Annotated in this window: 17 protein-coding genes, 2 tRNA genes and 1 other RNA gene; 7 read left to right on the top strand and 13 right to left on the bottom strand. The window is 72.4% G+C overall.

What is annotated here, in order from left to right; all coding sequences use genetic code 11:
• Window positions 1–37 precede the first annotated feature (37 nt).
• Window positions 38–496, bottom strand: coding sequence for a RidA family protein (locus AC1RNL_RS07875; RefSeq protein WP_128188327.1), 459 nt, complete (start codon window positions 494–496; stop codon window positions 38–40).
• Window positions 493–660: a Sp36 family protein gene (sp36, locus tag AC1RNL_RS07870; protein WP_164877025.1), complete on the bottom strand. Its 168-nt coding sequence runs from the start codon at window positions 658–660 to the stop codon at window positions 493–495. The genes AC1RNL_RS07875 and sp36 overlap by 4 nt, the downstream gene beginning before the upstream one ends.
• Window positions 661–709: 49 nt before the next feature.
• Here sp36 and AC1RNL_RS07865 point away from each other — a divergent pair, with 49 nt between their 5' ends.
• From AC1RNL_RS07865 to AC1RNL_RS07855, 3 genes are all read left to right on the top strand, one after another.
• A complete protein-coding gene (locus tag AC1RNL_RS07865; RefSeq protein WP_492934918.1) occupies window positions 710–3274 on the top strand; it encodes a transglycosylase domain-containing protein in 2565 nt (854 codons plus the stop codon).
• A 28-nt stretch (window positions 3275–3302) separates the two neighbouring features.
• Window positions 3303–4205 (top strand): metallophosphoesterase, encoded by a 903-nt coding sequence (locus AC1RNL_RS07860; protein WP_225792856.1) that lies wholly within the window; start codon window positions 3303–3305, stop codon window positions 4203–4205.
• 44 nt (window positions 4206–4249) lie between these two features.
• Window positions 4250–4323, top strand: a tRNA-Pro gene (locus tag AC1RNL_RS07855).
• A gap of 187 nt (window positions 4324–4510) precedes the next feature.
• On the opposite strand, the gene AC1RNL_RS07850 is transcribed toward AC1RNL_RS07855, so the two are convergent.
• The 3 genes from AC1RNL_RS07850 to AC1RNL_RS07840 are packed head-to-tail and all read right to left on the bottom strand — an operon-like array spanning window position 4511 to window position 7319.
• Window positions 4511–5149, bottom strand: coding sequence for a thymidine kinase (locus AC1RNL_RS07850; RefSeq protein ID WP_492934917.1), 639 nt, complete (start codon window positions 5147–5149; stop codon window positions 4511–4513).
• Window positions 5150–5151: 2 nt separating this feature from the next.
• Window positions 5152–5775 carry a helix-turn-helix transcriptional regulator gene (locus tag AC1RNL_RS07845; protein WP_492934916.1) on the bottom strand — a complete coding sequence of 208 codons (624 nt, stop codon included), beginning with the start codon at window positions 5773–5775 and terminating at the stop codon, window positions 5152–5154.
• A gap of 23 nt (window positions 5776–5798) precedes the next feature.
• Window positions 5799–7319 carry a malate:quinone oxidoreductase gene (locus AC1RNL_RS07840; protein ID WP_492934915.1) on the bottom strand — a complete coding sequence of 507 codons (1521 nt, stop codon included), beginning with the start codon at window positions 7317–7319 and terminating at the stop codon, window positions 5799–5801.
• Between the two features lie 106 nt (window positions 7320–7425).
• Between AC1RNL_RS07840 and AC1RNL_RS07835 the strand changes: the two genes are divergently transcribed.
• On the top strand, window positions 7426–7764 hold the full coding sequence (locus AC1RNL_RS07835) for a hypothetical protein (RefSeq protein ID WP_128188332.1): 339 nt from the start codon (window positions 7426–7428) through the stop codon (window positions 7762–7764).
• Between the two features lie 58 nt (window positions 7765–7822).
• Here AC1RNL_RS07835 and AC1RNL_RS07830 read toward each other — a convergent pair whose 3' ends face one another.
• From AC1RNL_RS07830 to ffs, 5 genes are all read right to left on the bottom strand, one after another.
• Window positions 7823–8896 carry an aspartate-semialdehyde dehydrogenase gene (locus AC1RNL_RS07830; protein ID WP_492935016.1) on the bottom strand — a complete coding sequence of 358 codons (1074 nt, stop codon included), beginning with the start codon at window positions 8894–8896 and terminating at the stop codon, window positions 7823–7825.
• A complete protein-coding gene (locus AC1RNL_RS07825; RefSeq protein WP_128188334.1) occupies window positions 8896–10170 on the bottom strand; it encodes an aspartate kinase in 1275 nt (424 codons plus the stop codon). Before AC1RNL_RS07825 ends, AC1RNL_RS07830 begins: the two co-directional genes overlap by 1 nt.
• Before the next feature lie 156 nt (window positions 10171–10326).
• Window positions 10327–10926: a recombination mediator RecR gene (gene recR / locus AC1RNL_RS07820; RefSeq protein ID WP_492934914.1), complete on the bottom strand. Its 600-nt coding sequence runs from the start codon at window positions 10924–10926 to the stop codon at window positions 10327–10329.
• Entirely contained in the window at window positions 10927–13152 is a 2226-nt protein-coding gene (locus AC1RNL_RS07815) for a DNA polymerase III subunit gamma and tau (protein WP_492934913.1), read from the bottom strand.
• 48 nt (window positions 13153–13200) lie between these two features.
• Window positions 13201–13297: signal recognition particle sRNA small type (ffs, locus tag AC1RNL_RS07810), an RNA gene on the bottom strand.
• A 60-nt stretch (window positions 13298–13357) separates the two neighbouring features.
• Between ffs and AC1RNL_RS07805 the strand changes: the two genes are divergently transcribed.
• Window positions 13358–14131: a cytochrome b5-like heme/steroid binding domain-containing protein gene (locus tag AC1RNL_RS07805; protein WP_146357937.1), complete on the top strand. Its 774-nt coding sequence runs from the start codon at window positions 13358–13360 to the stop codon at window positions 14129–14131.
• 36 nt (window positions 14132–14167) lie between these two features.
• Here the strand turns inward: AC1RNL_RS07805 and AC1RNL_RS07800 are convergent, their stop codons facing one another.
• From AC1RNL_RS07800 to pta, 3 genes are all read right to left on the bottom strand, one after another.
• Entirely contained in the window at window positions 14168–16270 is a 2103-nt protein-coding gene (locus AC1RNL_RS07800; protein ID WP_492934912.1) for a BNR repeat-containing protein, read from the bottom strand.
• A 171-nt stretch (window positions 16271–16441) separates the two neighbouring features.
• On the bottom strand, window positions 16442–17635 hold the full coding sequence (locus AC1RNL_RS07795) for an acetate/propionate family kinase (protein ID WP_246992203.1): 1194 nt from the start codon (window positions 17633–17635) through the stop codon (window positions 16442–16444).
• Window positions 17632–19746, bottom strand: a complete 2115-nt coding sequence (gene pta / locus AC1RNL_RS07790) for a phosphate acetyltransferase (protein WP_492934911.1) — start codon at window positions 19744–19746, stop codon at window positions 17632–17634. The genes AC1RNL_RS07795 and pta overlap by 4 nt, the downstream gene beginning before the upstream one ends.
• Before the next feature lie 147 nt (window positions 19747–19893).
• On the opposite strand from pta, the gene AC1RNL_RS07785 reads away from it, so the two are divergent.
• A complete protein-coding gene (locus AC1RNL_RS07785) occupies window positions 19894–23838 on the top strand; it encodes a cell wall-binding repeat-containing protein (protein ID WP_492934910.1) in 3945 nt (1314 codons plus the stop codon).
• A gap of 90 nt (window positions 23839–23928) precedes the next feature.
• A tRNA-Ser gene (locus AC1RNL_RS07780) sits at window positions 23929–24013 on the top strand.
• Window positions 24014–24092: the final 79 nt, after the last annotated feature.

Below are 24092 nucleotides of genomic sequence, written 5' to 3'. Positions count from 1 at the left end.
CGGCGGCGTGCTCGGCGGGCGCGCCGGCGCGGCGCGGCTAGGCGAACTCGGCGATGACCTCGACCTCGACCGGGGCGCCGAGCGGCAGCTCGGCCACGCCGACGGCGCTGCGCGCGTGGCGGCCCGCGTCGCCGAAGATCTCGCCGAGCAGGTTGCTCGCGCCGTTGATCACGCCCGGCTGGCCGTGGAAGCCCTCGGCCGAGGCGACGAATCCGACCACCTTCACGATGCGGGTGATGCGGTCGAGCGAGCCGATCTCGGCGTCGATCGCCGCGAGCGCGTTGAGCGCGCACTGGCGCGCGTCGGCGGTGGCCTCGTCGGCCGACACCTCGGCGCCGACCTTGCCCGTGCGCGGCAGCGCGCCGTCGACCATCGGCAGCTGGCCGGAGGTGAAGACGAGGCGACCGCTCGAGACGGCCGGGATGTAGGAGGCGACGGGCGGCACGACCGCGGGCAGCTCGAAGCCGAGCTCGCGGATGCGCTCGGCGACGCTCACGCGGACGCCTCGATCGGGCGCTTCAGGAACGCGACGAGGCCGCCCTCAGGGCCGTTCGCGACGTGCACGAGCTCCCATCCGTCGGCGCCCCAGGTGTTCAGGATCGCCGTCTCTCGGTGGATGAGCAGCGGCGTCGTCGCATACTCCCAGGTCGTCTTCGCCATCGTGCGTGGTCCCCTGCCCTCATAGGTTGGTCGCGTACCCTCGTATGCTATGGCCGCATCACGACACAAGCCAGGAAGCCTGCTCGCCTCGCTCCTGGGACTCATCGGTTTCAGCGCGATCGCCGGGATCCTCGTCTCGGCGACCCTGACGCCGGCGCTCGCGGTCGCCTCGAGCACCGCGAACAGCGGCCTCGACATCTTCGAGAGCCTGCCCTCGTACGCGCAGATCAACCAGCAGGCCGAGCGCAACCGCATCTACGGCCTCCGCGACGGCCAGCCCGTCGAGATCGCCCAGTTCTACGCCCAGGACCGCCAGGTGCTGCGCTGGCAGCAGGTGCCGCGCAACACCGTCGAGGCGCTCGTCGCTGGCGAGGACCGCCGCTTCTACTCGCACGGCGGCGTCGACGCCCCGTCCGTCATCCGCGCCGGCCTCTCGCAGGTCGGCTTCGGCGGCGAGTCCGGCGCCTCGACCCTCACGATGCAGCTCGTGCGCCAGCAGATCGCCATGGACGCGTTCATCCGCGGCGACCAGGAGACCTACGAGCAGCAGTACCAGGAGAGCTACCAGCGCAAGCTCGCCGAGATGCGGCTCGCGATCGGCCTCGAGCAGCGCTACACGAAGAACGAGGTAGTGCTCGCCTACCTCAACATCGCCAACTTCGGCGGCAACGTCTACGGCATCCAGGCTGGCGCGCAGCGCATCTTCAACAAGCCGGCCTCCGAGCTGACGATCGCCGAGTCGGCCGCGCTCATCGCGACGGTGCAGAACCCGTCGATCCGCAACCTGTTCAACGCCGACAACTGGGAGCGCAACCAGGAGCGGCGCGACTTCATCATCAACCGGATGGCCGCCGACGGCTACATCACGGCGGAGCAGCGCGACGAGGCGCTCGCGACGCCGGTCGACGAGGAGTTCGTCGACATCCAGCCGGCGAACAACGGCTGCATCGCCGGCTACGACTCGGCGCGCTTCTTCTGCGACTACGTGCAGCGCGTGCTCGCACAGGACCAGGTCGACGGGCACTACATCCTCGGCGCGTCCGAGGAGGACAACGCCGCCGCGCTCTTCCAGGGCGGCTACCGCATCTACACGTCGATCGACCTCGGTCTCAACGACTCGGTGCAGGCGCTGCTCGACCAGAACGTGCCGAACACCGAGACCCGCTGGCAGTCCGGCGGCGCGGTGACCCAGCTCGAGGTCGGCACCGGGCGCATCCTGACGATGGCGCAGAACAAGGACTACTTCAACGGCGACGGCGCACCGCCGACCGCGAGCGCGGTGAACTTCAACGCCGACTACGCGCACGGCCGATCCGGCGGCTTCCAGCCGGGCTCCGGGTTCAAGATCTTCACGCTCGCCCAGTGGATCATCGACGGCCACTCGGTCGACGAGCAGATCGACGCGACGCGCGAGGAGTGGCCCATGGGCGCCTTCCGCGCCGAGTGCACGGGCCTCGTCTCCGAGCCGTGGGACCCGCAGAACAACGAGGGCGAGGAGTACGCCCGCATGACGCCGACCGAGATCATGGTCAACTCCGTCAACACCGGCATCGCCCGCATGGCGAGCGAGATGGACCTGTGCGACATCCACCAGACGGCCGCGAACATGGGCGTCGTCCCCGCCGACGGCAGCGACTGGCAGATCTTCGCGCCGGCCGTGATCGGCTCGGGCTCGAACGTGACGCCGATGGGCATGGCCTCGGCCTTCGCCACGATCGCGAACGGCGGCGTCTACTGCCGCCCGATCGCGATCGACCGCATCGTCGCGCGCGACGGCTCCGAGGTGCAGCCTCCCGGCCAGGACTGCCGGCAGGCCATCACGCCCGAGGTGGCGTCGGTGCTGCAGGCCACGCTCGAGACGGTCACAGAGCGCAACCCGATCAACAACCCGCCCGGCACCACGCCCGTCATCTCGAAGACGGGCACGACGAACGGCGTCGTGCAGACCTGGGTGAACGGCGCGAGCCCTGAGATCGCGACCTCCGTCTGGGTCGGCAACATCGTCGGCAACTACTCGCTCGAGGAGCGCTGGAACGTGCGCTCGACGATCTTCCGCGGCGCGATGGCCGAGGGCATCGCGCGCTACCCGGGCGGCGAGTTCCTCTCCCCCGACGCCGACACGCTGCGCGGCAACGCGAGCCAGCTGCCGGATGTCTCGGGCCAGTCGGTCGAGGCCGCCACGGCCGCGCTCGAGGGCGCCGGGTACACGGTGCAGGTCTCCGACCCGATCGACGGCCTGCAGGCCGATGGGCTCGTCGAGTACACGGCGCCCGGCGCCGGCTCGCTCGTGACCACCTCGACGCCGATCATCCTCTACCCGTCGAACGGCGGGCTCGCCGAGGGCGGCGACGCGGAGGAGACCGCGCCGCCTGCCGACCCGGCCGCCCAGATGTGGCCGGACCTCGTGGCGAGCTCGCTCGCCGACGCCCGCACGACGCTCTCCGGCGCAGGGTTCGACCCCGCGCTGCTGCAGATCACCTGGCAGGACCACGGCGAGGCCAACCTCTGCACCGTGCTCGCGCAGAACCCGCTGCCCGACACCCCGGGCGAGCCCGACGACCCGATCTCGGTCGTCGTGGGCACCAACGCCTCCGGGGGCGACCCTGGCTGCTAGCCGCGCGGTCGGCGCGGTCGTCGGCGGCGTGCTCGCCGCCGGCGCCGCGGTCGCCGCGTACGCCACGGCCGTCGAGCCGCGCGCGTTCCGGATCCGCTCCGAGACGCTGCGCATCCTCCCGGCCGGCGCGCGCCCGATCACGCTGCTGCACCTCGCCGACATCCACCTCGCGCCCTGGCAGGAGACGAAGCTCGACTGGCTCGAGGGCCTGGCGACGCTCGAGCCCGACCTGATCGTCAACACCGGCGACAGCCTCGGGCATCGCGCCGCGCTGCCGGTGCTGGCGGATGCGCTGCGGGTGTTCCAGGGCGTGCCCGGCTTCTTCGTCCACGGGTCGAACGACGTCTACGGCCCCGAGCTGAAGAACCCGCTCCGCTACTTCCGCGGGCCGTCGAGCGTCTCGGGCGAGTCGCGCGTCGAGCGCCTCGACATCCACGGGCTCGAGCGCGCGTACGAGGACCTCGGCTGGCTGAGCCTCAACAACACCGCCCGCGCCATCGAGGTGCGCGGCACCACGATCGCCGGCTTCGGCGTCTCGGACGCGCACCGGCACTGGGACCGGCTCGACGAGACCGAGGGCGCGCTCTCGCGCATGCGGCGGGCGCTCGGCGACGCACCGCGCGCGACGCTGGGCGTGACCCACGCGCCGTACCGGCGCATCCTCGACGCCTTCGTCGACCTGGGTGCCGACGCGATCCTCGCGGGCCACACGCACGGCGGGCAGGTGCGCGTGCCGGGTGGGCACGCGATCGTCACGAACTGCGACATCCCGCGCGAGCAGGCGTCGGGGTTGAGCGAGTGGGCCCACGGCGGCCGCTCCGTGCCGCTCACGGTGTCGCAGGGCATCGGCTCGTCGATCTTCGCGCCGTTCCGGCTCGGCACGCCGCCGGAGGCGGTCGTCGTGTCGCTCCTGCCGCGCGACATCGGGTAGACTGGCGAGGTTGCACAGCCGGGGACGCGTTCCCGGCGCAGCACCGGGGTGTGGCGCAGCTTGGTAGCGCGCGTCGTTCGGGACGACGAGGTCGCAGGTTCAAATCCTGTCACCCCGACTTGATGCAGAAGGGCTCAATGCGGCGAAGCCGCGTTGAGCCCTTCTGCATCAAGGTCGAGTAGCGCGCACAGCGCGCGTATCGAGACCTGGTCGCTGGGCCGGCGAGCGCTCTCGTCTCGATACGCCGCCTGCGGCGGCTACTCGACGAGCGGAGGCGGCGGCTACTCGACGAGCGGAGGCGGCGGCTACTCGACGAGCGGAGGCGGCGGCTGCTCGACGAGCGGAGCGGGAGCGCCCAGCCGTCCCCCCGACTCCTCCAGGTAGCACGTCGCGCACAGCGACTCGTAGGTGACGGCCTCGCCGTCGATCGCGACCTGGTCGCCGTCGAAGACGAAGCGGTCGCCGACCTTGCGGCCGTTGAAGAGCGCCTTGCGGCCGCAGCGGCAGATGGTCTTCAGCTCCTCGAGCGAGTGCGCCAGCTCGAGCAGCCGCGCCGAGCCGGGGAACGCGTGCGTCAGGAAGTCGGTGCGGATGCCGTAGGCGAGCACGGGCACGCCGCGCTCGACGGCGATGCGCAGCAGCTCGTCGACCTGCTCGGGCCGCAGGAACTGCGCCTCGTCGACGAGCAGGCACGCGACAGGCTCGGGGCGCTCGGCGGCGGCCGCCTCGAACGCATCCAGCACCGAGTCCTGCGGCGCGACGAGGAAGTCGACCGCGCGGGTGACGCCGAGCCGCGACACGACGTCGCGCTCGCCCTTCGTGTCGGTGGCGGGCTTCGCGAGCAGCACGCGCTGCCCGCGCTCCTCGTAGTTGAACGCCGCCTGCAGGAGCCCGGTGGACTTGCCGGAGTTCATGGCCCCGTAGCGGAAGTACAGCTTCGCCACGGCTAGAGCAGGCCGTCTTCTTCTGCGCGGTTGATGAGCTCGGCGCGACGGCCGGCGGGCCGGTCGACGGCCGCGTACTTGGCGCGCACGCGGCGCAGGAAGGTCTTGGCCGTCTCGTAGCCGACACCCATCTCGGCCGCGACCTGCACGGTCGTCAGGCCCTGCACGTAGTGCGTGAGCGCCCGTCGCTCCCCCGGCGACAGGCGAGGGCGCCGCTCGGCCGGCTCGTCGGTCCAGCTCGTGGTGCGGCGCCGCGTGGGCCGGCGCACCGCCGCGACCTGCTCGGCCACGGCCTCGGCTGGCTCGCTCAGCGGCACGATCGCGGCGCCCAGCCCCTCGAGCGCCCGCCGCAGGGTGGTGTCGACGTCGGCGTGCACGACGACGAGCGCGCCCGCGGCGACGACCGTGCGCGCGTGCGCGAGCATGGTCCTGCCGGGCTCCTCGGCGAGCACGACCACGTCGCCCGGGAACCCCGGGTCGACGACGAGGTTGGCGAACCGCGACGAGATCGCGGTCAGGGTGAGCGCCTCGTCGGCGTCGATCGCGTCGCGCAGCGCGTCCCTCTGCTCGCTGCCCGCGACCGCGCTGACGCGGCGCAGCGTCCCCGCCTCGGGGGACTCGGTCATGGACATCGGTCTGCCTCTAGTCGCTAGGCGGTGCCGCTGCCCGCGGCAGCGGCCTGGAGCTCGGGCGCGGACTCGGGGACGAGGCGCAGCACGCGAGCGGTGCGCTCGAGGCTCTCCCGCGCGGCCACCGGGTCGTCGTTCAGCCGGGTGCCGTAGCTGGGGATGAGCTCGCGGATCGTCTCGCGCCACTGCGGCATGCGCTCCGGGAAGCAGCGCTCGAAGATCGTCAGCATGATGTGGACGGCGGTGGATGCGCCGGGCGATGCGCCGAGCAGGCCGGCGATCGTGCCGTCCGCGCCCGTCACGACCTCGGTGCCGAACTGCAGCACGCCGCCCTTGTCGGGGTCGCGCTTCATGACCTGCACGCGCTGGCCGGCGGTGATGAGGCGCCAGTCCTCGTCGCGCGCGTTCGGCATGAACTCGCGCAGCGCCTCGAGGCGCTTCGTCCGCGACGCGAAGACCTCGCCGAACAGGTAGCCGACCAGGTCGAGGTTGGCGAGGCCAGCGCGGATCATCGGGTACAGGTTGTGGCCCTTGATCGTCTCGAACATGTCGGTGTACGAGCCGGTCTTCAGGTACTTGGGGCTGAAGCCCGCGTAGGGGCCGAACAGCAGGCTCGCCTCGCCGTCGACGACGCGCGTGTCGAGGTGCGGCACCGACATCGGCGGGGCGCCGACGCTCGCCTTGCCGTAGACCTTGGCGTTGTGGCGCGCGACGACCTCGGGATTGTCGGTGCGCAGGAACGCACCGGTGATGGGGAACCCGGCGAAGCCCTTCGCCTCGGGGATGCCCGACTTCTGCAGCAGCTTGAGCGCGCCGCCGCCGCCGCCGACGAAGACGAACCGCGCGATCGCCTCGTTGGTGCTGAGGCCCACCTCGCGGCGCAGCTTCAGCCGCCAGGTGCCGTCGTCGAGCCGCTTGAGCCCGGTGACGGTGGTGTCGGTGTGCACGACCGCGCCGTCGGCCTGCAGGCGGTCGGAGAGCATCCGGGTCAGGGCGCCGAAGTCGACGTCGGTGCCGTCGGTCGAGCGGGTCGCGGCGATGCGCTGCGACTTCTTGCGACCGGGGATGAGCGTGGGCGTCCAGGCGCGGATGACCTCGGGGTCCTCGGTGTACTCCATGCCGGCGAAGAGCGGCTCGTCCTTCAGCAGCTCCCAGCGGCGGCGCAGGTAGTCGACGTTGTCGTCGCCCCAGACGAGGGTCATGTGCGGAGTCGGCGAGATGAAGCCGGAGGGGTCGGGCAGCGTGCCGTCCTCGACGAACGACGCCCAGAGCTGGCGGGAGAGCTGGAACTGCTCGTTGATGTCGATCGCCTTCGCGGCGGTCATCGAGCCGTCGGGGCCCTCGGGCATGTAGTTGAGCTCGCAGAGGGCGGCGTGACCGGTGCCGGCGTTGTTCCACGGGCCGGATGACTCCTGGCCGACCTCGGGCAGTCGCTCGAAGACGCGGATCGTCCACGAGGGCTCGAGGCGGTGGAGGAGGGCGCCGAGCGTCGCGCTCATGATCCCTCCGCCGATGAGGGCCACGTCGATCGTCTTCGTCACCCTTCGATTCTAGGACGTCCTCCATGGACGCTCGACCCAGATCGTGCGCATCGCCAGGTTCCCAGGCCTAGCATGGGCGCGTCACCATCCGGCGAGAGGAGCGACCATGGGAATCCTGGACGACGCGAAGGACAAGCTCGGCGACGCGGCCGAGTGGGTCAAGGACAAGGCTGAGAACCTGGGCGAGCAGGCGCAGGGCGCCGGGCAGACGCTCGGCGAGAAGGCCGCCGACGCGCGCCACTGGGCCGAGTCGAAGCTGGGCGGCGACAGCGGCGAGCCGCAGCGCTTCGCCGGCGGCGCCGCTGAGGAGCGCACCGCCGACGGCGGCAGCTTCGCCACGGAGTGGGTGGATGCGTCGACCGACCAGGCGGCGGACGCCCCGCACGCCGAGCCGTCGGCGGAGGCCCCGCACGGCGACGACCACCCCCAGCACCCCGCGGCCTGAGCCGGTCGAAGACGGAGGGCGGCGCCGATCGGCGCCGCCCTCCTCCGTTCCGCCCTGGTCAGCCGAGGCGCTGCGCGACGAGCTCCGCCAGCTGCACTGCGTTCAGCGCAGCACCCTTGCGGAGGTTGTCGTTGGCGACGAACAGCACGAGCCCGCGACCCGGCTCTGCCGACTGGTCGGCACGGATGCGGCCGACCAGTGAGGCGTCGGCGCCGGCCGCCCGCAGCGGCGTCGGCACGTCGACGAGCTCGACGCCGGGCGCCTGCTCGAGGAGCGCTCGCGCCTGCTCGGGCGACAGGTCGCGCTCGAACTCGGCGTGGATCGCGAGCGAGTGACCGGTGAAGACCGGCACTCGCACGCACGTGCCGGCGACGCGCAGCTCGGGGCGCTCGAGGATCTTGCGCGACTCGTTGCGCAGCTTCTGCTCCTCGTCGGTCTCGCCCGAGCCGTCGTCGACGAGCGAGCCGGCGAGCGGCAGCACGTTGTGGGCGATCGGCTGGGTGTAGACGCCGGGGTTGCCGAGGTCGACGGCGCCGCCGTCGTGCGTGAGCCGCTCCGGGTGCTGGCCGGCCGACCGCTCCAGCTGTCCGCGCAGCTCCTCCACGCCGGCGAGGCCGGAGCCGGAGACAGCCTGGTAGGTGGCGACGACGAGCCGCTCGAGGCCCGCTGCGAGGTCGAGCGGCTTGAGCACGGGCATCGCGGCCATCGTCGTGCAGTTCGGGTTCGCGATGATGCCCTTCACGGCACCGGTGATCGCGTGCGGGTTGACCTCGGAGACCACGAGCGGCACCTCCGGGTCCATCCGCCAGGCCGATGAGTTGTCGATGACGACGACCCCGGCCTCCGCGAAGCGCGGCGCCAGCCGGCGCGACGTGGCACCGCCGGCCGAGAAGATCGCGACGTCGAGGCCGCTCGGATCGGCCGCCTCGGCGTCCTCGATCGTGATCGAGCGGCCCTGGAACTCGATCGCGCGGCCGGCGGAGCGGGCGGACGCGAACAGCCGCAGCTCGTCGATCGGCACGGCGCGGTCGGCGAGCAGCCGCAGCACGACGCCGCCGACCTGGCCGGTCGCGCCGACGACGCCCAGGCGCAGCGGGCGCGCGGGCCCGGCCTCGTCGCTCAGGCGCCGGATCATCGCCCGGTCCCCGCGTGCACGACGGCCTCCTGGTCGCCGTCGAGCTCGAACGCCGAGTGCACGACGCGCACGGCCTCGATCAGCTGGTCGGCGCGGGTCACGACCGAGATGCGGATCTCGGAGGTGGAGATCATCTCGATGTTGATGCCCGCATCCGACAGCGCCCGGAACAGCCGCGCCGAGACGCCCGCGTTCGTGCGCATGCCGGCGCCGACGAGCGCCAGCTTGCCGATCTGGTCGTCGTGCTGGATCGACTCGAAGCCGACCTCGGCGCGATGCGCCTCGAGCGCCTGCAGCACGCTGCCGGCCTCCTCCTTCGGCAGGGTGAAGGAGATGTCGGTGCGACCGGTCGCCGCCTCGGACACGTTCTGCACGATCATGTCGACGTTCGCGCCGGACTCGGCCACGATCGTGAAGATCCGCGCCGCCGTGCCGGGCACGTCGGGCACCCCGACGACCGTGACCTTGGCCTCGGACAGGTCGTGGGCGACGCCGACGATCATCGGCTCTTCCATGGTGGACCCCGCTCTCTCTGGGTCGTAGACGATGGTGCCGTCGTCGCTCGTGAACGACGATCGGACGTGGAGGGTGACGCCGTGCCGGCGGGCGTACTCGACGCTGCGGATGTGCAGCACCTTGGCGCCGGCGGCGGCGAGCTCGAGCATCTCCTCGCTCGTGACGCGGGCGATGCGGCGGGCGCGCGGGACGACCCGCGGGTCGGCGGTGAACACGCCGTCGACATCCGTGTAGATCTCGCACACGTCGGCCTCGAGCGCCGCGGCGAGCGCCACCGCGGAGGTGTCGGAGCCGCCGCGGCCGAGCGTGGTGATGTCGCCGGTGACCTTGTTGAAGCCGGCGAAGCCCTGCACGATCGCGATCTGCCCGGCATCGAGCGCCTGGCGCACGCGGCCGGGCGTCACCGAGACGATGCGGGCGGAGCCGTGCCGGTCGTCGGTGAGCATGCCGGCCTGGCTGCCGGTGAACGACACGGCCTCGGCGCCCTGCGACTTGATCGCCATCGCGAGCAGCGCCATCGAGATGCGCTCGCCGGCGGTGAGCAGCATGTCGAGCTCGCGACCACCCGCGGGGAGGTTCGGCACGACGGCGTGGGCGAGGTCGAGCAGCTCGTCGGTGGTGTCGCCCATCGCGGAGACGACCACGACGACGTCGTCGCCGCGCTTCCTCGTCTCGACGATGCGCTTCGCGACACGCTTGATGCTCTCGGCGTCGGCCACGCTCGACCCGCCGAACTTCTGCACGATGAGGCTCACGCCGCTCCCCAGGTCCCGGAACACCCCAGTCTAGGCGGCGGGCGCATGCCCTCGGCGTCGACGCCTCGCCACGGTCTCGCGACGCGAGCGGCCTCCGGCCGCGCGCTCCTCGACCTTGTGAGCCCTCCGCTCACCTCGAGGATGAGCGCTGCGGGCTCAACGCTCCACGGTGCGGCGGCCCTCGAACGCCCGGCCGAGCGTCATCTCGTCGGCGAACTCGAGATCGCCGCCCACGGGCAGCCCGCTCGCGAGCCGCGACACCCGCACGCCGAGCGGCAGGAGGGTGCGGATGAGGTAGGTCGCGGTGGCCTCGCCCTCGACGTTGGGGTCGGTGGCGATGATGACCTCCTCGACCGCGGCGTCCTGCAGCCGGGTCATGAGCGACGCGACGCGCAGCTGGTCGGGGCCGACGCCCTGCATCGGGTTGAGCGCGCCGCCGAGCACGTGGTACAGCCCGCGGTACTCGCGGGTGCGCTCGATGGCCACGACGTCCTTCGGCTCCTCGACGACGCAGATCGTCGTCGGCACCCGGCGAGGGTCGCGGCAGATCGCGCAGCGGTCCTCCTCGCCGATGTTGCCGCAGACGACGCAGAAGCGCACGCGCTCGCGCACCGTCTGGAGGATCGTCGCGAGCCGGTCGACGTCGAAGGTCTCGGTCTGGATGATGTGGAACGCGATGCGCTGCGCCGACTTCGGTCCGACGCCGGGCAGCCTCCCGAGCTCGTCGATGAGGTCCTGGACGATGCCGTCGTACACCTAGCGCTCCCCTCGCACCCGCGGGCGCTCCTCGATCAGCTCGGCTCCGAGCTCCTCCCGCACGACCGCCTCGCCGTAGCGCGCGGCCTGCGAAGCCGAGAGCGCGGGCTCGGGCGCCGGCGCGGAGCGCGCGAGCTCGGCGAGCGACGGCCCGGTCGGAGCCGCCCTCTGCTGCTCGACCGGCGCGGGCTCGGCCGCGACCGGGGCGTCGGGCGCGGAGACGAAGGAGAAGGGGTCGGGCTCCGGCTGGTCGGGCAGGCCCTGCTCCGGGAGGTCCTCTGGCGGCGCCTCCGCGTCGCTCGGGATCGTCGCGACGGCCCAGCCGGTGACCGGCTCCGCGGCGGCCGCTGCCGCCGCGATCTCTGGCTTCGCGCGGCGGGCAGGCGCCACCGCGACCGAGGCGTCGGGCCGGAGCGCGGGTGAGGGCGCGGCGGCCGGAGCGGGTGCGTGCGCGGCCGGGGCGCGGCCTCGGTGCGCCTCCTCGCCGCCTGCCGGAGCGGCAGGCTCGGACGCGCGGCGCGAGCCCTGACGCGTGCGCGGCACGTACCGCACGTCGAAGCCGAGCAGCTCGCGGATGGCGGTGCGCAGCGCGTCGGCGACGCTCGGACGCGTGCCCTGGGGCTGCTTGAAGCGCTCGACGTCGGCCTCCGACTGGAAGCCGAGCACGAGCACGTCGCCGTCCCGCAGGTCGATCGGCGTGAGGGTCGTCGCGACCATCCACGCCGAGCGGTGCTGGTCGGCGAGCAGCTGCAGCACCTCGTCCCAGGCGTCGCGCAGCTGGCCGAACGTGATCGCCTCCGCCGACGCCGCGACCTGCGGCGCAGGAGCAGCCGGCGTCGGCGCGGGCGCGCTCGCCGCAGGCGTCCGCACGGGCGGGACCGCGGCCGGAGCGGGCGCGGGGGCGCTCGCAGGCGGGGCGGGTGCCGATGCGGGCGCGGCCCTCGGCGCAGCAGCGGGTGCGGGCGCGGCCTTCGGCCTCGACGCGGGCGCGGACTTCGGCGGCGCCGGGGCGGGCGCGGATGCGGTGGCAGGCGGTGGCGCGGCGGCCGGCGCTGCGGGTGCGGGCGTCGCGCCGTCGAGCCGCTGCTCGAGGCGCTCGACGCGCGCGAGGGTGCCGACCTCGGGGTCGCCGCTCTCGGGCACCAGCAGGCGCGCGGCCATCAGCTCGAGGTGGAGCCGCGGGCTCGTGGCGCCCGCCATGTCGGTGAGCGCCTTCGCGACGATGTCGGCGGCGCGGGAGAGCTCGGCCGCGCCGAAGCCGCCCGCCTGCTCGACGAGCGTGGCGAGCTCGTCCTCGGGGACGCCGTGCAGGATCGCGGCGGGGTCGCTGGCCGCGTGCGCGACGATCAGGTCGCGCAGCCGCTCGAGCAGGTCCTCGACGAAGCGGCGCGGGTCCTGGCCTGTCTGCACGACGCGGTCGATCGACGCGAACAGCCTCGGCGCATCCGCCGCCGACAGCGCGGCGACGATCTCGTCGAGCAGCTCGCCGTGCGTGAAGCCCAGCAGCGCGACCGCGTGCTCGTAGGTGACGCCGCCCTCGGAGCCCGCGATGAGCTGGTCGAGCAGGCTCAGGGTGTCGCGCGCGGAGCCGCCGCCGGCGCGCACCACGAGCGGCAGCACGCCGGGCGCGACCTCGACGCCCTCCTGGGCGCACAGCTGCTGCACGTACTCGAGCATCGGCGCCGGCGCGATGAGCCGGAAGGGGTAGTGGTGCGTGCGCGAGCGGATGGTGCCGATGACCTTCTCGGGCTCGGTCGTCGCGAAGATGAACTTGATGTGCTCGGGCGGCTCCTCGACGATCTTCAGCAGCGCGTTGAAGCCGCCCGAGGTCACCATGTGCGCCTCGTCGATGATGAAGACCTTGTAGCGGTCGCGGCTCGGCGCGAAGGTGGCGCGCTCGCGCAGGTCGCGGGCGTCGTCGACGCCGCCGTGGCTCGCCGCGTCGATCTCGACGACGTCGAGCGAGCCGCCGCCGTCGCGGCCCAGTTCGACGCACGAGTCGCAGACGCCGCACGGCTCGGGCGTGGGGCCCTCGGCGCAGTTGAGGCAGCGCGCGAGGATGCGCGCGCTGGTGGTCTTGCCGCAGCCGCGGGGGCCCGAGAAGAGGTAGGCGTGGTTCACGCGGTCGGCGCGCAGCGCCGTGCGCAGCGGGTCGGTGACGTGCGCCTGCCCGATGAGCTCGGAGAACGACTCCGGCCGATAGCGGCGGTAGAGGGCGGCGACCATGCGACCCAGGCTACTTCCCGCCGGTGACGTGCCGCGCCGATCCCGGACATGCAGGACTCCCCGCGCACCCGCCAGAGCCCGGTTGCCCTTGCTTCGTCTCCGACCTGGGGGATTTGGCCTGGATGGCGCCACGCGGGGAGCCGCATCCATCGTACCCAACGCGCGGCACCGGTGCGACGCAGGTGGGCGCCGGTACCGTGTCGGCATGCTTCCCGCGACGGGCAACCCGTTCGACCTCGCCTTCGGCCTGCCGCTGCACCCGCTCGCGGTGCACGTGCCCGTCGTGCTGCTGCCGCTCGGCGCGCTCGGCCTGCTGCTCGTCCTCGCCATGCCGCGCTGGCGGGCGTCGCTCGCCTGGCCCGTCGTCGGCGTGCTCGGCATCGCCGCCGCGGGCGCGCTCGTGGCGAAGCTCTCGGGCGAGGCGCTCGCCGCCAGGGTCGGCTCCCCCGGCCAGCACGAGCAGCTCGGCAACTGGCTGCTCGCGACCGCCGCGACGCTCTTCGCCGCCGCCCTCGCGTGGTGGCTGTGGCAGCGGCGGCTCACCCGCGCCCGGCGCTCGTCGGGCATCATCGGGCTGCTGAGCGGCATCGTGCTGGCGGCCGTCGCGCTCGGCGCGCTCATCATCGCGGTGCTGACCGGGCACACGGGCGCCACCGCCGTCTGGCAGGACCGCGTCGCGGGCATCGCCCCGAGCGCGGAGCCGGAGCCGGCGGTGGGCCCGACCCCGTCCGCGGGCGAGGACGGCATCTCGATCGGCGACGTCGCGGGGCACGACGATTCCGCCTCCTGCTGGGTCGCGATCGACGGCACCGTCTACGACCTCACGGAGTGGGTGACCGAGCACCCCGGCGGCCCCGACCGCATCCTCGGCATCTGCGGCACCGACGCGACCGAGGACTTCGCCGCGCAGCACGAGGGCATGGAGCTGCCCGCCGAGCGCCTGGCGCAGTTCGAGGTGGGCGAGCTCGCCGACCGCTGAGCCGGCTCGCACCCGAGCTCGCCGGCCCGCGGAGGATCAGGGCGTGAGGACCTCGACGATGGACACGGGCGAAGGCTCGAGCGTCGTCAGGGTCTCGTGATCGCCCTGCAGCACAGGCTGCAGGAACACGAAGAGCCTGCCGGTCGATCGCCACGCTGATGTGTCATAGGTGGGCTCCCACGAGCCCATGGAGTCGCTCGTCAGATCGTCCACGGTCCAGGAGTTCGACGCCATGGCGGCCGTCGTGGCGAGCGCGGCTCGAGAAGCGCGCTCCGAGTCGCGGATCAGCAGCAGCACCTGCGCTTCGTCGCCCGATCCGCGCACCGCGATCTGCGGCCGGGCGATCGGCACGGCCTTCGTCCCGATGCCGGCCAGGTCGAACGTGGTGGTGCGGATCTGCGTGTCGAGGACTGCCCAGCCCGCTTGGGACTGGCGGATCACGTGGTACTGAGTCACGCCGTCGCTCGTCCAGTACGAGGCGATGAAAGGGCGGTCTTCGTCGTCGACCGCCATCGACGTCTGGTTCATGAGGTTCGATCCCTCGGGCACTGCGGCGATCTGCTCAGCGGTGTCGAGCGTGATGGGACCCGAGTAGACGCTGCCGTCGGAGCGAGCCCACGTCGTCGCGCTCGCGTCCGTGGCGACGGCGTAGTAGACGTTGCTGTTCGTCTCCACCGCTGCCGTGCGGCGGAAGGTCCAGGACAGATGGATCCGGTCCTGGGCGTCGATCGTCGCCTGCCAGTAGGGCGACACCTCGCCTTCGCCATCGATCACCCTGGTGGCCGCGCGAGACCACTCGCCGGTCGCCGCGGCATACCGGTTGATGTGGAGCGAACCGTTGCCGCTGGAGCCGTCCCGGTAGAGGAAGTACAGATCCCCGGTCGATGCTCGCAAGAACTGGGGGTACGTCACCGAGCGTTCATGCATGCCCGTCATGGGGACTGCACCGCCGAGGACGAGCGAACCCGGTGCGGTGGAGACGGCGTAGCGAAGCGGAGTCCCATGCATGCCCCACGCGACGTGGAGCAGCCCCTCCCCATCGACCGCGATGCTGATGGAGTTGTGGGCGTCCGTGACGTCGCCTCGATGCTGCGTGATCGCCGTGCGCCATGGGCCATCGAGCGGCCGGCTGGCGAGCACCACCCGCCCCTGCGCGTCGTAGTAGGCGGCGAACTGCACGAGCTCTTCGCCGATCGTGGCCGTCACGACCGAGTCCGCTCGGAACGAGGTCGTGTTGACGGAGTTCCTCGCATAGCCGTCGCCCAGCGTCGAGGCATTGATGATCTGGGAGGTGAAGTCAGTATCGGCGGGCGGTCGGGCGGTCGGAGGCGCCTGGCGCTCCACAGGGCTCGTCCAACGGCCGGCTGCCACGAGATCATCGGCCCGCCCGAAGCGCGTCGACGTCATCGGTGCGCCGCCGAGCGAGTCGGAGAACGCGACCCGGGCTCCGGCTCGCACGGCCAGTGTGTCGTCCCCATCGCCGTCCCAGTCCCCCGCCAGGACGTCGGTCGTCCCGCTCGCGAGCTGGAAGGCGCGATCCGCGATACCGGAACGCAGCCGATCCAGGACGAACAGACTGGACCCGCGGCGTGCCGCGATGGTGTCGATGCCGTCTCCGTCCCAATCGCCGACGACGATCTGGTCCGAGGAGCGACCGAAGCCCACCACCCGGTTCGCTGAGCCGCCGGCCGGGGAATCGGTGAAGTGCATGATGCTGCCGCGCCGCACAGCAACGGTGTCGACGCCATCGCCGTTCCAGTCCCCGACGAGCAGCTCGTCCGTCGTGCGCCCGAAGCTGTAGACGCGGTTGGCGGTGCCCGGCCCCAGCCGGTCAGACGCGTAGACCCCGCCGCCCCGTCGCACGGCGATGGTGTCGATGCCGTCGCCGTTCCAGTCGCCGAACACGAGCCGATCGCCCGAGCGCCCGTAGACGAACGACCGCTGCGCCACGGTGTCCTCGATCCGGTTCTGCACGAACACCGTCGTCCCTCGGACGGCCACCAGGGACTGACCCGCCTCGGTCGACTCGGCCGTGGCCGGAGTCGGGGGTGAGAGCACCACCATCGCAACGCTCAGCGCGGCGACCATTGCGGCCGTCACCAGGCGCAGCCCTGGCTGGGGTTGGTGTGCATGCATCATCGTGGCCTCCTCATACGAGGTCTCGAGTTGGGCGTCGTGACATCAGGATGCTGGAGCGGGGCCCGCTGAACTCCGAGGCATCCTCGAGTCATCCTGTCGAGAGCGTAGCCGACGCGCTATCTCCCGCCAGGGTCTTGCCGTACGTCCACCGGCCGCTCGGCCCGCCGGTCGTCAGGGGGCGTCGACCAGCGCCGCGACCTGCCGCGCGATCTCGAGCTCCTCGTTCGTCGGCACGACCCACACCTCGATCGGCGAGCCGTCGGCCGAGATGCGGCGCTCGCCGCGGCCGCGGTTGCGCTCGGGGTCGAGCACGATGCCGAGCCCCTCGAGCCCCTCGAGCGCGATCTCGCGCACGCGCGCGGCGTTCTCGCCGATGCCCGCGGTGAAGGCGATCGCGTCGGTGCGGCCGAGGTGCGCCAGGTAGGCGCCGACGGTGCCGCGCAGGCGGTGCCCGACGATCTCGAGCGCCTCGACCGCCCGGCCGATCCCCGCATCCGCCGCCTGCAGCACGTCGCGCATGTCGCCCGTGCCGGTCATGCCCAGCAGGCCCGATCGCTTGTTCAGCAGCGTGTCGATCTCGTCGACCGACATGCCGGCGACGCGATGGAGGTGGAAGACGACGCCCGGGTCGATGTCGCCGGAGCGCGTGCCCATCACGAGGCCCGCGAGCGGGGTCATGCCCATCGAGGTCTCGATGCTCCTGCCCCCGCGCACCGCGGTCGCCGAGGCGCCGTTGCCGAGGTGCAGCACGATGCTGTTGACCTCGTCGAGCGGCCTGCCGAGCAGCTCGGCCATGCGGCGCGAGACGTACTGGTGGCTCGTGCCGTGGAACCCGTACTTGCGCACGCGGTGCTCGGCGGCGACGCGCTCCTCGATCGCGTAGCGGTGCGCCGCCGGCGGGATCGTGAGGTGGAAGGCCGTGTCGAAGACCGCGACGTGCGGCAGGCCGGGGAACGTCGCACGGGCCGAGCGGATGCCCTGGAGGTTCGCGGGGTTGTGGAGCGGGGCGAGCGGGGCGAGGTCCTCGATCTGCTGCTGCACGTCGTCGTCGACCCGCACGGCGCGGTCGAAGCGCGCGCCGCCCTGCACGACGCGGTGCCCGACGCCGACGAGCCCTGCCCGCTCGAGGTCGGGACCGTGCCGCTCGAACTGCCGCAGCACCCATCCGAACGCCTTCTCGTGATCCGGGATGACGCGCTGCTCGACGACGGGCTCGCTGCCGGGCACCTCGTGCTTGGCCTCGCCGGTGGTCTCGCCGATGCGCTCGATCAGGCCGCTCGCGAGTGCGCGGCCCGCGTCGACGTCGACCAGCTGGTACTTGAGGCTCGACGAGCCGGCGTTGATGACGAAGACGGAGCGCGTCATGCCTGCGCTCCCGGTGCGTGCGCCCCCGAGGCCTGCGCCTGGATCGCGGTGATCGCGATCGTGTTCACGATGTCGCTCACGAGCGCACCGCGGGAGAGGTCGTTGACGGGCTTGTTGAGCCCCTGCAGGACGGGGCCGATCGCGAGCGCGCCCGCCGAGCGCTGCACCGCCTTGTAGGTGTTGTTGCCGGTGTTGAGGTCGGGGAAGACGAAGACCGTCGCCCGCCCGGCCACCTGCGAGTCGGGCATCTTCTTGCTCGCGACCGCCGCGTCCGCCGCCGCGTCGTACTGGATCGGGCCCTCGACCGGCAGCTCGGGGGCCCGCTCGCGCACGAGCTGCGTCGCGGCCCGCACGCGGTCGACCTCGGCGCCGGTGCCCGACTCCCCCGTCGAGTAGGACAGCATCGCCACGCGCGGCTCGATGCCGAACTCGCGCGCCGTCTGCGCCGACGAGATCGCGATGTCGGCGAGCTCCTCGACGGTCGGCTCGGGGATGACGGCGCAGTCGCCGTAGACGAGCACCCGGTCGGCGAGGGCCATGAGGAACACGCTCGAGACGACGGAGACCCCCGGCTTCGTCTTGATGGTCTCGAAGGACGGCTTGATCGTGTGCGCGGTCGTGTGGGCGGCGCCGGACACCATGCCGTCGGCGTCGCCCAGGTGCACCATGAGCGTGCCGAAGTAGCTGACGTCGAGCAGCCGCTCCATCGCCTGCTCGATCGAGACGCCCTTGTGCGCGCGCAGCCGCTGGTACTCGGCCGCGTAGCGGGGCCGCAGCTCGGCGTCGTCGGTCGCGACGATGCGGGCGCCCGACAGGTCGAGGCCGAGGGCCGCCGCGCGCTGGCGGATGGACGCCTCGTCGCCGAGGATGGTCAGCCGGGCGATGCCCCGCGCGAGGACGGTGGATGCGGCCTGCAGGATGCGGTCGTCGTCGCCCTCCGGCAGCACGATGTGCCGCACGTCGGCGCGCGCCCGCTCGATGAGGCTGTGCTCGAAGATGAGCGGCGTGACGACGTCGGTCGTCGCGACCTCGAGTCGCTCGAGCAGCGCCGCGGCGTCGACGTGCTGCTCGAAGAGGGCGAGCGCCGCGTCGCGCTTGCGCTGCGTGCCGTCGATGAGCGAGCCGCGCGTGCCGGCGATGCGCCGCGCCGTCTCGTAGGTGCCGTGCGGGTTGGCGCCGATCGGCAGGTCGAGGTCGAGGCCGTCGAGGAGGCGCTGCACGGCGGGGTGCAGCTCGAAGCCGCCGTTGAGGATGATGCCGGCGATCGACGGGAAGGTGTCGGACTGCTGCGCGAGCAGCGTGCCGACCACGACGTCGGAGCGGTCGCCGGGCATGACGAGGATGCCGCCCTCGATGAGCCGCTCGAGCACGTGCTCCATCGACATGCCCGCCACGACCGTGCCGAGCGACTCGCGCGACAGGAGCCCCGGGTCGCCGCGCAGCAGGGTCGCGTCGACGGCGCGGAAGAGCGAGCCGACGCTGGGCGCGCTCAGCAGCGCGTCCTCCGGGATCGACCACACGGGCACCCCGGCCGGCACCGCCCCGGCCATCGCCGCCGGGATCTCGCCCATCGCCGAGGGGTCGGCGCGGTTGACGACGACGCCGGCGATGGATGCGTGGGCCTGGGCCAGCTCGGCGGTCGTCACCTCGGCGAGCTGCCGCAGCTGGTCGGCCGTGCGGGGCGCGTCGGTCTCGGGGTCGCGACCGCCGAGCACGAGGAGCACGGAGGCGCCGAGGTTGGCCGCGACGCGCGCGTTGAAGCCGAGCTCGGTGGGGCTGCCGACGTCGGTGTAGTCGGAGCCGACGATGACGATCGCGTCGAAGCGCTCGTCGATGCGGTGGTAGCGGTCGACGATCGTCGAGAGCGCGGCCTCGGCGTCCTCGTGGACCGCGGCGTAGGTCGTGCCGATCGCCTCGTCGTAGTCGAGCTCGACCGCGTCGTGCGCGAGCAGCAGCTCGAGCACGCCGTCGCGCTCCTCCTCGGAGCGGGCGACGGGACGGAAGACGCCGACGCGCTCGACCCTCCTGCCGAGGGCGTCGAGCAGGCCGAGCGCCACGATCGACTTGCCTGCGTGGCCCTCCGGGGAGGCGATGACGATGCGGGTCGGCACCCCTCCACGCTAGTGCCATGCGTCCGGGAGGTCACGAAAAGGTAACGCTTCCTCGACACTCTTCCGCCGACCACAGCGCGCCCATAGATTCAGCCGTATCTGCCCCCCACTTCACCGGGGGCTTCGTCCTGAACGAAGGATCACCTTGTGAGCACACTGAACTCGAAGCGTGTGCGCCTTCGCAGCGGCATCGCACTCACCACCGCCCTCGCGCTCAGCGCGGGGGCGTCGGTGCTTGGTGCGGCCGCAGCGAGCGCTGCTCCGCCTCAACCCCCCATCGACACGAGCGGCTTCGACAGCGGCCGCTACATCGTCGTCCTGGAGGACGACGCGATGTCGACCTACCGCGGCGGCCTGCCCAACCTTGCGCGCACCGCACCGCTCGGCACCGACGACATCGACGTCGACTCGGCAGCAGCGAACGCGTACGCCGCGCACCTCGAGACCCAGCAGGCCGAGGTCGCGTCCACGATCGGCGCGCAGATCGCCACGAACCTCACGGTGACGATGAACGGCTTCGTCGCCGACCTGTCGGCCGAGCAGGCGCTCGAGCTGGCGCGCGACGCGCGCGTCTCGCAGATCTTCCCCGACGAGATGCTCCAGATCCAGGCGAGCCCAGCCAACGAGTACCTCGACCTCGAGGGCCTCTGGTCGCAGGTCGGCGGGGTCGACGAGGCCGGCGCCGGCGTGGTCGTCGGCGTGCTCGACACGGGCATCGCGCCCGAGAACCCCCTCTTCGCGGGCGAGGCGCTCGGCACGACGCCGGGCGCGGAGCCCTACCTCGACGGCGACGCGATCGTCTTCGACAAGGGCGACGGCAGCCAGTTCGTCGGCGCGTGCGAGACGGGATCGCAGTTCACGGCCGAGGACTGCTCGACCAAGATCATCACCGCCCGCTACTACGTCGACGGCTTCGGCGCCGACAACATCGGCGGCGAGGACCTCGGCGAGTACCTCTCACCGCGCGACGGCGACGGCCACGGCTCGCACACCGCCTCCACGGCGGCGGGCAACGCCGAGGTCGCCGTGACCTCCGCCGGCGGCGCCGACCTGGGCACCATGTCGGGCGTCGCGCCCGAGGCCCGCATCGCCTCTTACAAGGTGTGCTGGACCGGACCTGACCCCGACCCGAACGCCAACGACGACGGCTGCGCGACGAGCGACTCGGTCGCCGCGATCGAGCAGGCCGTCATCGACGGCGTCGACGTCATCAACTTCTCCATCGGCGGCGGCGCCGCGACCTCGGTCGCGACGGCCACCGACGTGGCGTTCCTGGGTGCTGCGGCAGCCGGCGTCTTCGTGTCGGTCTCGGCCGGCAACTCGGGCCCCGGTGCGTCGACCCTCGACCACGCATCCCCCTGGTACACCACGGTCGCCGCGGCGAGCATCCCGAACTACGAGGCGACCGTCGTCCTGCCGGGCGACGTGCGCATCCCGGGCGGCTCCATCACGGTCCCCATGGAGGAGGGCGCGCCGGAGATCTCCGGGCCCTTCATCTACGCCGGCGACATCGCCGCCGACGGCCAGGACCCGGCTGAGGCCGCGCTCTGCCTCCCCGGCACGCTCGACGCCGCCGAGGCCGCCGGAGCCATCGTGCTCTGCGACCGCGGCGTCATCGCGCGCGTCGACAAGTCGCAGACGGTCGCCGACGCCGGCGGCATCGCCGCGGTGCTCGTCAACGTCACGCCCGGCTCGATCGACCTCGACGACCACGTGATCCCGACGATCCACGTCGACGCGCAGTACCGCGACCAGCTCCTGGCCGCTGCGCAGACGCCCGGCACGGTCGTCTCGTTCGAGGCCGGCAACACCTCGGGCATCGAGACCGTCGCGCCCGTCGTGGCCGGCTTCTCGTCCCGCGGCCCGGCCCTCGCCGAGGGCAGCGACGTCATCAAGCCCGACGTGGCATCCCCCGGTGTCGGCATCATTGCCGCCGGCCCCAACCCCGCCGACGGCGAGCCGACCTACCGGATGCTCTCGGGCACCTCGATGGCCGCGCCGCACGTGGCGGGCCTCGGCGCGATCTACCTCGGTGCGCACCCGAACGCCTCGCCCGCCGAGGTCAAGAGCGCGCTGATGACGACCGCGACCGACACCCGCAACCTCGACGGCTCGGTCTCGACCGACCCGTGGGCGCAGGGCGCCGGCTTCGTGAACACGCAGTCGATGCTCGACGCGGGCCTCGTCTACGAGAACGGCACGGCCGACTGGTTCGGCTACCTGCGCGGGCTCGGCTACGTGCTGCCCGACTCGTGGGTGGGCACCCCGATGGACCCGAGCGACCTCAACATCGCCTCGATCGCCGTCGGCTCGCTCGCGGGCACGCAGACGGTGACGCGCACGGTGACGGCCCTCGAGGCCGGCTCGTACGCGGTGTCGACGTCCGGCATGTCCGGCATCGACGTCGCGGTGTCGCCGTCCACGCTCGAGTTCACCGAGGCGGGCCAGTCGCTCTCCTACGAGGTGACCTTCACCACGGCCGGCGCTGAGCTCGGCGCGTGGACGTCGGGCTTCCTCACCTGGACCAGCTCGGAGCACACCGTCCGCTCGCCGCTCGCGGTGAAGCCGGTCGCGGTGGCCGCCCCGGAGTGGGTCGAGGGCATGGGCACCGTCGGACAGACTCCCGTCTCGGGCATCTCGGGCATCGACGGCTCGATCCCGCTCGAGGCGAACGGCCTGGCTCCGTTCCAGCTGCTGGGAGCCGACGGCGGCGACGCCGGCGACTACTTCCAGTACGTCGTGGAGATCCCGGAGGGCGAGATCGCGCACTACTTCTCGCTCGACGCCGAGGACGACACGGCCGACCACGACCTGTACGTGCTGCGACTGAACGACGCCGGCACGCCGGTCGAGCAGTTCACGGCTGCGACCGGGTCGGCGGACGAGACGCTGCTGCTGGAGGACCCGCAGGCGGGCACCTACGTGGCGATCGCCGAGGTCTGGGCGACCGGCGAGGCCGGCGCGCCGAGCACCTTCGAGCTCGACCACGTCGCCGTCGGCACGGGCCAGCAGGAGGGCTCGTTCCGCACGGAGCCGACGTCCATCGACGGCACCGTCGGCGGGCACTTCACCTACACGGCCATGTGGAACGGCCTCGACACCAACGCCGAGTACCTCGGCGTGGTGGGCTACGGCGGCACCGACGTGCGCACCTTCGTCCACGTGACGACGGGTGACCTGACGATGCCGACGCCGGAGCGCCTCGAGGGCGACGACCGCTACGAGACCGCGGTCGCGATCTCGCAGCACGGCTTCCCGGAGGGCGCTGACGTCGTGTACGTCGCCAGCGGCCAGAAGTTCCCGGACGGCCTCGCCGCTGCCCCCGCCGCTGCCCGTGAGGGCGGACCGCTGCTGCTGACGCAGGGCGGCGCACTGCCCGACGTCGTGGCCGAGGAGATCGAGCGCCTGTCGCCCGAGCGCATCGTGATCGTGGGCGGCGAGCCCTCGGTCGCGCCCGCGGTCGCCGACGAGCTCGAGGGCCTGGCCGGCACGGTCGACCGCGTGGGCGGTGCGGACCGGTACGAGACGAGCCGCCTGATCGCGCAGTACGCCTTCGAGGAGGGTTCGGCGAACGCGTTCGTCGCGACCGGCCGCAACTACCCCGACGCCCTGTCGGCGGGCGCGGCAGCCGGTTCGATCGACGCTCCGATCCTGCTGGTGGACGGCCTCCGGGACGGCGCGGATGACGCGTCCGTCGCAGAGCTCGACCGCCTCGGCGCGGAGAACGTGTACCTGCTCGGAGACCAGAACTCGATGTCGAACGGCATCGAGCTGGACTTCGACCTGCTGGGTCTCGTCGTCCACCGCTTCGCAGGCTCGGACCGCTACCAGACGGCGGTGCTCGTGAACCAGGAGATGTTCGACGGCCCCGTGCCGGCGATGTACCTGGCCAGCGGGCAGAAGTTCCCGGATGCCCTGAGCGCCTCGGCGCTCGCGGCCGCCGAGGGCTCGCCGCTGTACCTGGCGAAGCCGACCTGCATCAACTCGGCGATCGTGACGGAGAGCCTGCGGCTGGGACAGCCGCCGGTCTTCCTGCTCGGCAGCGAGGCGACCCTGTCGTCCGCCGTCGAGGAGTACGCGATCTGCCCGTAGCAGCGCAGTGAGGGAGGGGGCGGGGACTTCGGTCCTCGCCCCCTTCTCGCTCCGCTAGGATCGCTAGGTCGGCCGTTCGCGGCCGGCTCAGGAGGATTCGCCTAGTGGCCTATGGCGCACGCTTGGAAAGCGTGTTGGGTGCAAGCCCTCGGGGGTTCGAATCCCCCATCCTCCGCCCTGTGATGAGTCGCGACATAGGTCTCACCTGAGTCGCGACATGTGTCACGAAGAGAGAGCCCCTGGCCATCGGCCGG

It is taken from the genome of Agrococcus sp. GW821-FHT14H11 (genome assembly GCF_058803545.1).
This window is presented reverse-complemented; position numbering and strand designations above follow the sequence as displayed.